Annotated in this window: 13 protein-coding genes and 5 tRNA genes; 8 read left to right on the plus strand and 10 right to left on the minus strand. The window is 38.6% G+C overall.

Annotation, left to right across the window (positions count from 1 at the left end; translation table 11 throughout):
- Window positions 1–304: 304 nt before the first annotated feature.
- Window positions 305–751: a GNAT family N-acetyltransferase gene (locus tag BBI00_RS07410; protein WP_065399658.1), complete on the minus strand. Its 447-nt coding sequence runs from the start codon at window positions 749–751 to the stop codon at window positions 305–307.
- Between the two features lie 274 nt (window positions 752–1,025).
- Between BBI00_RS07410 and BBI00_RS07415 the strand changes: the two genes are divergently transcribed.
- On the plus strand, window positions 1,026–1,739 hold the full coding sequence (locus BBI00_RS07415) for a 2OG-Fe(II) oxygenase (RefSeq protein ID WP_065398168.1): 714 nt from the start codon (window positions 1,026–1,028) through the stop codon (window positions 1,737–1,739).
- A gap of 63 nt (window positions 1,740–1,802) precedes the next feature.
- The gene (locus tag BBI00_RS07420) at window positions 1,803–2,051 is read left to right on the plus strand and encodes an Ada metal-binding domain-containing protein (RefSeq protein ID WP_065398169.1); all 249 of its coding nucleotides are present in this window, start codon (window positions 1,803–1,805) and stop codon (window positions 2,049–2,051) included.
- A gap of 400 nt (window positions 2,052–2,451) precedes the next feature.
- Here BBI00_RS07420 and BBI00_RS07425 read toward each other — a convergent pair.
- The 5 genes from BBI00_RS07425 to BBI00_RS07445 all read right to left on the minus strand — a co-directional run bounded on the left by BBI00_RS07425 (window position 2,452) and on the right by BBI00_RS07445 (window position 2,971).
- Window positions 2,452–2,524, minus strand: a tRNA-Met gene (locus BBI00_RS07425).
- Window positions 2,525–2,564: 40 nt separating this feature from the next.
- Window positions 2,565–2,637, minus strand: a tRNA-Met gene (locus tag BBI00_RS07430).
- A 38-nt stretch (window positions 2,638–2,675) separates the two neighbouring features.
- Window positions 2,676–2,748 (minus strand) — tRNA-Met (locus tag BBI00_RS07435).
- Between the two features lie 39 nt (window positions 2,749–2,787).
- Window positions 2,788–2,860, minus strand: a tRNA-Met gene (locus BBI00_RS07440).
- A gap of 38 nt (window positions 2,861–2,898) precedes the next feature.
- A tRNA-Met gene (locus BBI00_RS07445) sits at window positions 2,899–2,971 on the minus strand.
- Window positions 2,972–3,072: 101 nt separating this feature from the next.
- On the opposite strand from BBI00_RS07445, the gene BBI00_RS07450 reads away from it, so the two are divergent.
- Genes BBI00_RS07450 through BBI00_RS07475 form a run of 6 tightly spaced genes read left to right on the plus strand, consistent with a single transcriptional unit; the run spans window position 3,073 to window position 8,249 of the window.
- Window positions 3,073–3,684, plus strand: coding sequence for an L-threonylcarbamoyladenylate synthase (locus BBI00_RS07450; RefSeq protein ID WP_065398170.1), 612 nt, complete (start codon window positions 3,073–3,075; stop codon window positions 3,682–3,684).
- 25 nt (window positions 3,685–3,709) lie between these two features.
- On the plus strand, window positions 3,710–4,399 hold the full coding sequence (locus BBI00_RS07455; protein ID WP_065398171.1) for a CPBP family intramembrane glutamic endopeptidase: 690 nt from the start codon (window positions 3,710–3,712) through the stop codon (window positions 4,397–4,399).
- 19 nt (window positions 4,400–4,418) lie between these two features.
- Window positions 4,419–5,177, plus strand: coding sequence for a peroxide stress protein YaaA (yaaA, locus tag BBI00_RS07460; RefSeq protein WP_065398172.1), 759 nt, complete (start codon window positions 4,419–4,421; stop codon window positions 5,175–5,177).
- Complete coding sequence (locus BBI00_RS07465; protein WP_065398173.1) at window positions 5,178–7,022, plus strand: hypothetical protein; 1,845 nt, start codon at window positions 5,178–5,180, stop codon at window positions 7,020–7,022.
- Window positions 7,023–7,027: 5 nt separating this feature from the next.
- Window positions 7,028–7,873 carry a peptide chain release factor N(5)-glutamine methyltransferase gene (gene prmC, locus BBI00_RS07470; RefSeq protein WP_065398174.1) on the plus strand — a complete coding sequence of 282 codons (846 nt, stop codon included), beginning with the start codon at window positions 7,028–7,030 and terminating at the stop codon, window positions 7,871–7,873.
- A 16-nt stretch (window positions 7,874–7,889) separates the two neighbouring features.
- Entirely contained in the window at window positions 7,890–8,249 is a 360-nt protein-coding gene (locus tag BBI00_RS07475; protein WP_065398175.1) for a DUF4180 domain-containing protein, read from the plus strand.
- Between the two features lie 133 nt (window positions 8,250–8,382).
- Here the strand turns inward: BBI00_RS07475 and BBI00_RS07480 are convergent, their stop codons facing one another.
- The 4 genes from BBI00_RS07480 to BBI00_RS07495 form a co-directional block, all read right to left on the minus strand.
- The gene (locus BBI00_RS07480; protein ID WP_065399659.1) at window positions 8,383–9,363 is read right to left on the minus strand and encodes an NAD-dependent epimerase/dehydratase family protein; all 981 of its coding nucleotides are present in this window, start codon (window positions 9,361–9,363) and stop codon (window positions 8,383–8,385) included.
- 60 nt (window positions 9,364–9,423) lie between these two features.
- On the minus strand, window positions 9,424–10,209 hold the full coding sequence (locus BBI00_RS07485; protein ID WP_065398176.1) for an SDR family NAD(P)-dependent oxidoreductase: 786 nt from the start codon (window positions 10,207–10,209) through the stop codon (window positions 9,424–9,426).
- A gap of 159 nt (window positions 10,210–10,368) precedes the next feature.
- On the minus strand, window positions 10,369–11,457 hold the full coding sequence (locus BBI00_RS07490) for a helix-turn-helix domain-containing protein (protein WP_065398177.1): 1,089 nt from the start codon (window positions 11,455–11,457) through the stop codon (window positions 10,369–10,371).
- A gap of 33 nt (window positions 11,458–11,490) precedes the next feature.
- Entirely contained in the window at window positions 11,491–12,132 is a 642-nt protein-coding gene (locus BBI00_RS07495) for a rhomboid family intramembrane serine protease (protein WP_065398178.1), read from the minus strand.
- Window positions 12,133–12,139 lie beyond the last annotated feature (7 nt).

Genomic DNA, 12,139 nt, shown 5'->3' on the forward strand with positions numbered 1-12,139 from the left:
AACAGCATTTTTATTGAAAGATAAAAGTGAGCAATCATTTTGTAAAACAAGGTAAATCTAAAGCAAAAAATCTCCGTCAGAAAAAGCAGTTTTGTGGTACTAATCATAAAACTTGGGGAAAAAGTAGAAAATTAGACGGAGATTTTTTTGCAACACTCTAAGGGGTCAACTGTCCTACCCATGACCCCTAGAGCTGTACAAAAATAAAATTATGCTTTTGTCCGGTAAAAGAATCACTGTAGAATTAAATGGTGACGCCTGTAGAAATAATTCGACTCAACATTCTGTTTTCAACCTTCTTTTACTATTTCCACCAGTGGTAGTAATTGTGCAGTCCGTCATACTCAAATCCACATCGGGGATATAATGTATTTCCGATATCATTGGTCTTTTCTGTTTCAAGCATCAGGCCACAGGCTCCTGTTTCTTCACACCACTGCTTACTGCGGTCAATCAAAGCTACAGAAAGGCCTTTCCCCCTATAGTCAGGGTGTACAAACAGGTCGCTCAGCAGCCATTGCTTCTGTAATTTAGTATAGTGAAACAGTTTGTAAAGCTGTACAAACCCAACAGCCTTTCCATCTGCCATGGCAAGAAAAATATCAGATTCACTGTTTAGAAATCTTTCCTTCAGAAAAGCCTTTCCTTTTTCAATGTCTGATTCCTGCCTGTAAAAAACACGGTAAAGATCAAACAATTCCGCTGTTTCATTAAGATCCTCAAGGCTTGCTTTTTTAATTGTGTAATTCATCGTTATCTTTATTTTAATTAACACTGCAAAAGTATTTTTAAACTGGTATAGTCTTGTCATCCAGATTTTAGTTATATCAATGGTCCAGAATAATGCAGAAACCGTTACCATCAGAGGACTCACCTATCAATTATATCAGATTTGATAAAGGAAACATTATCCAAATAATAAGTGCCAGGATATTCTGACTTTCCCTTCTGAATACTGAAATACCGCACGTTTCGGATTGTATACCTTTCAATTGCTCCAGATCTTTGCTGTATAAAAACAAACAATGGCAGATATTATCAAAAAAATTGGAAGTATAGACTGGCACAATATCACAGAAGAAATGCATCAGAACGGGTACGCTGTTCTGCCCGGCATCCTGTCAGACAATGAATGTGAAATACTAAAATCCGGTTATGACGATAATTCCCGGTACCGCAAAACTGTTGTCATGGCCCGTCACAGATTTGGTTTAGGTGAATATAAATATTTTGATTATCCTTTACCTGACCTGATCCGGGATATCAGAACATCTGTTTATCCGCATCTGGCTCCTATTGCCAATTCATGGTTTAAGGCCTTACATATCAACACTTCCTTTCCATCAGATCACACTGATTTTTTACAGCAATGCAATGCCCATGGTCAGCAAAAAGCAACCGTTCTTATTTTAAAATATGGCGAGGGAGGCTTCAATACTTTACATCAGGATCTGTATGGCGATCTGTATTTTCCTATTCAGATTGTCTTAATGCTCAGTGAGCCTGATCAGGATTTCACAGGTGGGGAATTTGTACTTACCCAACAGATTCCCAGAGCACAGTCAAAAGCTGTTGTTTTAAAACCTAAAAAAGGGGATGCCCTTATTTTCACTACAAATTTTAAACCTGAAAAAGGTACAAAAGGCTATTACAGAGTCAACATGAAACATGGAGTAAGCGAAGTACGGAAGGGAAACCGCTATGCCCTGGGAATTATTTTTCACGATGCAGTCAGCTAATAGCAGAAAGAAAAAGGGAGATGTATGTCAGATTATAATACTCTGCTCATGTATTTTTAAAATATGATACACCATTTACAAATATCCGGCATTACATTGAGAAGTAAAATCCACAACCGTGAAATTCTCTTTGGCGGAAATAAAAAACTGAAGATCTATGGATTACTCAATTGTAAATCCGGAAAAAGAATGAAAAAGGAAAACAGGGTTTTCTTTACGGATGAAGCAGAAGCGCTCCAAAATAATTACCGCCCCTGTGGACACTGTATGAGAGAAGCTTATAAACAGTGGAAAACCAGTACCGGAAATTAAAAAATGACTTTTTAGGGTCAGGTACAAAAGTTGGGGAGATACTTTTGTTTGTATTGATGAATTGAATTAACGCAAAGTTTTATCACCTCATCTGGTATTCCTGAGGAGGCAAAGAATGGAATCAATGAAATTGGTTCTTATGGAGCCATTTCCTTCAACGGCGAAGCTTTTCATTCTTTGCTCCCTTAAAAATCAAACATTCAAATGATCTTTCTTTGCGTTTTTTATAATAGTTTATTGTATTCAACTAAAAATAGTGTACGTTTTGTACTACTCCCCAGTTTTTGAACCTGATCCATTTTTTCTCTTTAGATTAACCAAACTTTTTGCATAATCCACAACTTTTGTGCCTGATCAAATAAAAAAAGAGAAGTAATATGACATTACTTCTCTCGTTGAGTAGCGGGAACCGGACTCGAACCGATGACCTTCGGGTTATGAGCCCGACGAGCTACCTACTGCTCCATCCCGCGGTGTATTTTTTAGAGTGCTTTACCGACAGCACTTGCTTAGTAGCGGGAACCGGACTCGAACCGATGACCTTCGGGTTATGAGCCCGACGAGCTACCTACTGCTCCATCCCGCGGTGTATCTTTAGAGTGCTTACCGACAGCACTTGCTTAGTAGCGGGAACCGGACTCGAACCGATGACCTTCGGGTTATGAGCCCGACGAGCTACCTACTGCTCCATCCCGCGGTGTATTTTTAGAGTGCTTTACCGACAGCACTTGCTTAGTAGCGGGAACCGGACTCGAACCGATGACCTTCGGGTTATGAGCCCGACGAGCTACCTACTGCTCCATCCCGCGGTGTATTTTTAGAGTGCTTACCGACAGCACTTACTTAGTAGCGGGAACCGGACTCGAACCGATGACCTTCGGGTTATGAGCCCGACGAGCTACCTACTGCTCCATCCCGCGATATTGGATTGCAAAGGTACGAATATTTTTTACAAATCCTAATTTTTCTTTTAAATAAGGGACTTTTATGAAAACTATTTTATTATTTGTATCTTTGTTTTATGGCAAAAATATTAAAAATTTATCCGGACAACCCACAGGAAAATCTTGTGAATGAAGTCATTAAAACATTAAACAACGGCGGACTGATTATCTATCCTTCAGATACGATCTATGCCCTGGGCTGTAATATTTTTGATATAAAAGCCATGGAAAAACTGGCCCAGCTGAAAAAAACGAAGCTGGAAAAGGCCAAATTCTCAATCATCTGTAACGATCTGAGCCATCTTTCAGACTTTACAAGACCTATTGAAACTTCAGTTTTCAGATTTCTGAAAAGCCACCTTCCGGGTCCGTTTACCTTTATCCTTGAAGCCAATAAAAGCCTGCCGCTGGCTTACAAAGGTCATAAAACAATTGGTATCCGTGTTCCTGATCACCCGATTCCACAGCTTATCGTTGAAAAGCTGGGCCACCCTATCGCTTCTACCTCCATCAGGGATGATGATGAGATCATTGAATATTCTACAGACCCTGAGCTGATTGCAGAAAAATATGATCATCTGGTAGACATTGTCATTGATTCAGGATATGGTGATAACGTAGCTTCCACTATTGTGGATCTTACTTCAGGAGAACCGGAAGTTATCCGTCAGGGAAAAGGAATTATATAATTCATCATCCAAAGTTGACGAGTGAATGATGGGGCTTAATGGGAAATATTCCACAGGAATTTTACTTACGTTTACGCTTTTGGCCGCAGTGATGCTTTACGGTTTCTCTGCTGTCAGTGCTTTTACAGGGATAAAAGGAATTACATCCAACAATTTTCTGCTTACAAGAGTGATCATCTGGATGGTTTTGGGTGTCATATTTCTGTACAATCTGTTCATTGAAAAAGAACCTTTTTTACTAAAGAGGGAAAAACAATATTCAATAGCGTTTTATCTCAAAGCGGTTATAGGTTTATACCTTATTTGCATAGCTGGAGGTACTTTTCTGAATATCCTGATCAAGCTTTTAACAGATGAACAGACGAGCCATAAACTTGTTCAGCTCACATCGGTTTTTAAAAATGACTATTTTTTAATTATTTTTACATGTTTTACAGCAGGTGCTGTGGAAGAACTTCTGATGCGGGGATATATACAGCCGAGAATTGAAAAAATATACAGCAGTCCGATTATAGGAATCATCGTCTCTGCAATTTTATTCGGAATTCTTCACAGTACTTACGGAACAATAGGCCAGGTAGTTATTCCTTTCTTTATTGGAGCCGTTTTTGCTGCATTTTATAAACTTTATTCAAATATCAAAATTCTGATTATCTGCCATTTTATGATTGATTTTGTATCTCTGATGGCTATGAATTTTATCGGAATTAAATAGTAATCTGTATTTTAATAGTATGAAAATTATAACATCTCCTGCGAAATTAATGAACGTAGAAACTACAACAGACCTGTTGAGATCTACCACCCCGAAATTCATTGAAGACGCTGCATTTATACAATCTTATTTAAAGGAAAAATCTCCGAAATATCTTTCTGAGCTGATGGAAATATCACCCAAACTGGCTGATGAAAACTGGGAAAGAAACCAAAGATGGAAATCAAAACCTACGGCCAAAGAATCTGCCCCGGCGCTGTTTGCCTTTGCAGGTGAAGTATACAGAGGCCTGGATGCCAAAACGCTTGATAAAGATGCAGTAGATTACCTGCAGAAAAACTACAGAATGCTTTCCGGATTGTACGGATTGCTGAAACCTTCTGACAAGGTTATGCTTTACAGGCTTGAAATGGGACGTCATTTTGAATTTGATCAGTACAAAAACCTTTACGAATTCTGGAGAGAAAAGATTACGGATCAGCTGAATTCTGAGATGAAAAAAGGAGAAATTCTTCTTCACCTTGCCAGCAATGAGTACGGAAAAGTAATTGACCGTAAAAAACTGAATCATCAGGTGATTGATTTTGATTTCTATGAGCTGAAAGAAGGCAAACTGAAAACGATCGTAGTGTATACCAAGCACGCCAGAGGTCTTGTTGTAAGGTTCTGTGCAGAAACCAATGCTAAAACCCTGGATGATGTAAAAGCCTTTAACTATGAAGGCTACAGAATTGATGAAGAAAGATCAACAGATATAAAACTTGTTTTCACGAGGTAAATGAATATTCCAGAAATCCGAAATATTGTATTTCCCAAAACCTTACAACTTATCTTTTCGATGAGTTTTATCATCGGCTGTGCTCAGAAAAAAGAAACATCGGTCAATGGGTTTCTGGACAATCATACTTTTAACAGCTGTTATGAAGATACAGTAAACTTTGAATCGGGAAACATTTTCTCTGTTACAAAATTTAAAAAAGCAGCGCAAAAGAACCGTAATTCTGTAAACCGTGACGGACTTTATTATACCCGTGAATCCTATACGGAATACCTTCCGGATGGCCGAAAACTGTATCAGCAGTATTATAATGGCAATACAGATCCGGTAATCGAAAAGTTTCATTACAGAAATGGTCTTCCCGTTCTGAGAGAATCCGTTGAGAAAAATATATACAGCTACAACTGGCTTTTCTATGATAAGGAGCATATTCTTCAGGAAGAAATAGATTATAAGATCGATGACAGGAAAGCATTTATTTATGAGGGGTATACAAAATACAGCCATTCTTCGGACAGTAAAAAAACTACGGTTAAAATCATTGATTACAGCTATGATTCGTTAGCAAATCCTGAAGAAGAATATATTTTCGAGTTTCCTTTTCTCACCAAAAAAACACCGTTATATCAGACAAAAGTTCATCGCTATCAATGGATGAATGGAACATATAAGCCTATTGACAGTAAAGATTACATCATTGAAAACCGGGATGTAACCTTCAGCTATGATAAAAACGGCTATCTGCTTTCAGAGATCTGGCTGGCCAATCATAATTCCCTGGAAAATAAAACCGAGTACTATTATTCTGAAGATTACCGGGAGCGTACCGAACAGCAATATCACATGCTTGGAACAGAAAAATCTACCAAAACCCTCCGGAAGTATGATGAGCACAACAACCTTATTTTTGAGCAAAGCATAGAGTATACAGGCCATCCTTTATATGCTGAAACTTTTGAATACGTTTATGATCAACAGGGAAACTGGATCTCAAAAAAACATTACAGACAAGACCCCGATGAAGGAGCCAGCAGCAAAAAGAAGCTGATTGACTACGAATATCGTGAGATAAAATATTATACCCCGGATTCCAAACCAAAAAGCTTTACGCTCCCTGATTTTCCAAAAGAGGCTGAGAATATCAGAACAGACATTCCAAAGGTATCCGGAGAAAAGCAGAGTACAATAGACGCCTTTCAGGATGCGGTAAAAAGTGGAAATTTTGATACTGAAATTACCCTGAAGAAAGCAAAAAGTCTCGAGGAATTTACTCCAGAATTCTGGACTTTAAAAGACAAACAGTTTGGAAATCTGGACAATACTCCTGAAGATGAAGCTGTCTGCGTCTACGAAACTCCTATTGAAGGGGATCTGGGATTCGCTCAGAGCCTGGCTGTTTATAAAAAGGAAGGTGAAAACTGGGTCCTGTGGCACCAGTCAACAAATCCTATCCTGTCTACCCAACATGGAGGAATGATGGGAAATCCTTATGAAGGAATCAGTATTAAAAACAAAACCATTATCGTCAGTCATTTCGGAGGAAGCCGGCAGAAGTGGCATTACACCCACAGATACAGATTCCAGAACAACAATTGGTACCTGATTGGTGCTTCCGTAAATGTTGGGGCACCATGTGATTATTTCCAGTCATTGGATTATAATCTTTCTACCGGAGATGCAGTATTTGACTATTCATCTGAAGACTGCAATAAAAACAATACGGTAAAAACGAAAAGCTGGAAGGAAAAAATCAACAAAAAAATACCTTCTCCTTTAATGGATGAATTTCAGGTCGGCGAAAATAAAATTGAATTAAAAAGTAAGAAAACAGAAATGTTTTATTAAATACAATGACAGTATCAGAACTTAAAGCAAATTTCTCATCACAGCTTTCAGACCTTTATACCGCATCAGAAAATGCGTTTATCTTTCAGATGTTTGCTCAAAATATCCTGGAATTAAATACGGTCCAGCAACGCCAACTGGCAGATCAGGAAATTTCCTCAGAGAATGAAGAGAAATTTTCCCATATCATTTCGGAATTAAAAACAGGAAGACCTTACCTTCAGATTCTGGGTGAAACTGAATTTTACGGAATGAAATTCTTTGTGGATGAAAATGTACTGATCCCCCGCCCGGAAACAGAGGAATTGCTTGAGATAGCCATCCGTGAAATAAAAAAAGTACAGAGCTCTCAAGTTTTAAAGATTCTTGATATCGGAACCGGAAGCGGGGTCATACCATTGGTACTGAAAAAATATTTTCCGGAAGCCGAAGTTTCATCCATAGATTTTTCTGAAAAAGCGCTGAAAACTGCGAAAAAAAATGCAGATTATCATCAGCTGTCGGTTAATTTCATCCATGCAGATTATCTTCACTTTGAACTTCAGGAAAAATATGATATCATTATTTCAAATCCGCCCTATATAGGAATTGAAGAAGAAATTGAAATTGCGGACTCTGTGAAAGAATTTGAACCTAAAATGGCCCTTTTCTCCCCTACCGCCGATTCCCTGATCTTTTACAGAAAAATTGCAGAAGATGCCAGAGAGCACCTGAATGACAGCGGACTTCTCTTTTTAGAGATCAACCAGAAATTAGGCCCGGAAACCCTGAAGCTTTATCAGGATTTCTCTGATGCTCAATTACTGAAAGACCTATCTGAAAATGACAGGTTTATTTATGGAAAAAAATAAATAATCACTAAACACCATGAAAATCAAATCACACGAGGTCAACTCTATAAAAATAGCGGAAATTGTTTCCGGTGAAATCATCATTCAATCTGCACAGGACGGGCTGGATCTTATGGGAAATGTGTATTATCAGGGATTTGACAAAGTTATCCTTCATGAAAAAAACATTACCCCTGAATTCTTTGATCTGAAAACCGGAATTGCCGGGGAAATTCTTCAGAAATTTTCAAATTACCGTATAGGGCTGGCCATCGTTGGCGACTTCAGCAAATATGAAAGCAAGAGTATAAAGGATTTTATTTTCGAAAGTAATACAACAAAACATGTGAATTTTGTGGGAACTTTAGAAGAAGCCCTGACAACTTTCAAGCACTGACAACAGATAAAAAATCAATCATATACATCATTAAGATTCCAGGGAATGACAAGGCACAATAGATCTTTATTGAAAACCCAGCACTGAGAATTTCTGCTCTTGTCATTCCTGAGGAACCCTTACTTCATATGTTTTAATTTTGAGGATTCGTATTTTTTTGGTTAAAATATTCAATGGCGTCTTCTATGGCCTTATCAACAGGCTGATACTGAAGTCCAAGTTCTTGTGAAGACTTACGGTTAGAATAATAATTATTGATCTGAAGCGCTTTCATATTTGATGTGCTGAGGCTGGTTCTGATCTTCAGTTTTCTCAGCCCGTCGCCCAACAATCCCAAAAAGCTCAGCACCCTATCCGGAATCGGGATCATTACCGGAGTCTGACCTGTAATTTTGTTTATCTTTTTAAAAAATTCTCTATAGGTTAAGTTTTCATTTGCCAGAAGGTATTTTTCCCCGGTTTTTCCGTGTAATACAGCTTGTAAAATTCCCTGGGCGACATCTTCTGCATGAACAAAGTTTTTACCCCCTTTCGGATAGAAAATCACCTTCTTTTTCCAGGCCCAGAATATAATTTTTCCTGAACTGGGTTTATGATCATAGGCTCCGATCATAAAAGTGGGATTCAAAATAATTATCTCCATGTTTTTACCCTGTTCCAGAAGATAGTCTTCGGTCTCCAGTTTAGTCTGGGCATAGAATGAATGGGTGAAAGGATAAAGCTGTGGCGCGTCTTCAGTTCCCCAGAAAGCCGTATTCCCGTATCCTAAGGTATTGGCTGTGCTTACAAACAGAAACTTCCTGATGCCTGCTGCCTCTGCCTGCTTAAACAGGTGCACTGTCAGGTCATAGTTGACCTTTTTATACGCTTCATAGCTGAGCAGATCCTGACGGGTTTCCGCAGCAATATGAATGAAATGATCAACCTCTATGAGAAATGATGAAAGATCGGATGAAAAATCAGTTTCAACCAGTTTCAGATTCTCGCTTTCTTCGCCCATCCAGCCGCTTTTCTTGCGCACCAGAGCAATAACAGAATAACCATCTTGTAATAATTTTATGATAACATGAGTTCCCAAAAGTCCGGTAGCACCGGTTACACACACTTTTTTCATAAGTTCAGTATTCATTTTTGCCCAAAGCAATATACAACCATCCTCCTCAACAATACCTGTTTATGCTTCAATTTCTCTTTTGATGGCCTGTGTCATCAGCGGAAGCTTGATCCATATCGGTAAGATCTTCATCACCAGCCAGCTGACCGGGTTTACCATGATCACGGAATCTTTTTTGAACAGCTGATGAATGCTGTAAGATGCCACTTTATCAGGATTTAAAAGGGTCAGTCTTCCCCAAAATCCCTGTTTTTCAATTCTTTTGCAGACATCCGTATTGGTTTTCATGGCTCCGGGATTCACAACGCTTACAAAGACATTGGTATCTTTCAGTTCTTCGTGCAGACCTCTGGAAAACGAATGGATAAACGTTTTGGAAGCAGGATATACTGTTTTAAAACCTATCGGGGAAAAAGCAGCCATACTCGAAACATTTAAAATAAAGGCTTTGGGCTGTCTTAAAAGGTTGGGCAAAAGCTGATGGGTAATAAGTGATGTAGCCGTCACATTTACCTGTAAGATGGTATTGATATAATCTGAAGTTGCTTCAGTAAATTTCTTGGTTCCTCCCAATCCTGCATTATTGATCAGGATATGAATTTCAAAAGACCGGTTTAGCCATTCCGTAAGCTTCATCACATTTTCATTCACAGAAAGATCCACTTCATAGTAATGAGCTTTGATATGGTAATGGTCTTCAAGTTCCCGGGAAAGTTCCTTCAGATTCTGATCCGGAAGACTTACCAGGATCACATTGATATTTTTCTTTGCCAGGTTTTCTGCAAATGCTTTTCCCAAACCCTGGCTTGCTCCCGTGACCACAGCGTATGATTCTTTGGTATCCATAAATTTAAATTTTACGGTACAAAGCTATTGAGGAAAAGAGGTTTTAATGTTCCGGATTATCTGAACGAACCGATTTTCAACTTAAAAACAAATAAAAAATATATTACTGAAAATCAATCGTTTAAAAACGTAAAAAAGTAAAACTTTATAAACCCGGACTTATTTCCTGAACTCGGAAGGGGTCTGCCCGGTCAGTTTTTTAAAGGTTGTATTGAATGAGGTCTTGGAATTGAATCCGGATTCATAGGCAATTCCTAAAATGGATAATTTACTGTTGGTTTCTTTCAGGAGTTTCTTGGCCTGTTCAACTCTGAACTCATTAACGTATTGAAAAAAGTTCTTTTCAAAACCGGTATTGATGACGTATGAGAGATGATGGGTGGAAACGGATAACATTTCGGCCAGTCTGATCAGGTTCAGTTCGCTGTCAAGATAAGGCTTCCGGGTTTCCATAAGGTTTTCGAGTGCTGCTTTAATTTTGGCCAGTTCTTCATCTGAAATAAGCTTTTTTTTCACTTCTTCAGGATCGGAATCTTCATTGATAGAGATCAGCTCTTCCCTTTGCTTTTCTTCCAGAGGATAGATTTCTTTCTGCTTCAGTGAATAATATCCTACACAATAGATAACCAGCAAAAAAACCGTATTGATAAAAAAGTTCAAAGATCTCGGATCATAAAACAGATTATAGATCACATAGATGATATTCACGGTGAGAAGGATGAGGATAATATATTCCAGCCAGTTCAGGTCAATCCCTTCTGTATTGGAAGAAAACTGCTGGATCTTCCGCTGGTGCTTTCTGATGGTAACATAAGACAGTCCTGTATAAAACAATGCCTGGATCAGGATAAGGATAACGCTCAATGATCCGAAAACAGTCCCGATGTTTAAAGCAATACATATAAGACAGATCAGAAAGGCAGCAGGAAACAGCAGAAATTTAAGGTCTGTTATTTTGAATCTGAAAGAAGGATTGGTGTAAAACAATACACTGAAGTAAAAGAAGACCGGCGTAAGAAACTGTATAAACCGGACCGGAAGTAAGGAATGGAACTCTATGGGGGATCCTGTAACTAAAAGCAGAATCTCATCCATCCAGAAAGTGGACCACAGAAAAAGGAATATCCCGAACCAGAAATTGGCTTTCCTGTTTACCTTTAAGGGATTTGCCAGCTTCAGTAAAGACAGCAAAACCAATGAACCATAGATAAGTATCACGATGAAACTGTTGAATTCTGATGTGTTCATTGGTGTTGATATTGTACAATTAAAATTAACTTTTTATCTTATTTTTTTCCTGACAAAAATCTGATACGCCAGATAAATCAGCGGAAGTGACATGGCTCCTAAAAACAGGATATTGCTCATCGCCTGTTGCGGATGCAGTGCAATAGAATAAACAAGCCCGAAAAAGGCTCCTCCCAGGTGTGCTGCATGCCCCAGATTGTCCCATTGCTTCGGATTCAGCATCATATAAACGGAATATCCGAAATACAAAGTTCCGAAAAGCCATCCCGGCAGAAAGTTGACACTGATCTCATTGGGTGCCATGGCTATGGAAGCAAATATGATTCCCGACACAGCTCCTGACGCTCCGATGGCCGAATACCACGGCTGCTTTTTATAGATCATCAGGCTGAAAAGATTTCCAAGGATCATAGAACCAAAATAAATGATCAGAAAACCTATATTACCAAAAAAGACCGTTACGGCAGCCTGAAAGAAATATAAGGAAAGCATATTGAAGAACAAGTGCATAAAATCGGCATGCAGGAATCCTGAACTGATCAGCCTTATATACTCTTTCCTGTTTTCAATAGCCCCTACATTGAATTTATATTTTTCAAATAAAGCCATATCATTGAAGCCCCTGTAACTGAAGATACAGGTTGCGGCAATAATGACTAAAACGGGTATACTCATAATTTTT

This window comes from Chryseobacterium arthrosphaerae, assembly GCF_001684965.1.
Lineage (GTDB): Bacteria > Bacteroidota > Bacteroidia > Flavobacteriales > Weeksellaceae > Chryseobacterium > Chryseobacterium arthrosphaerae.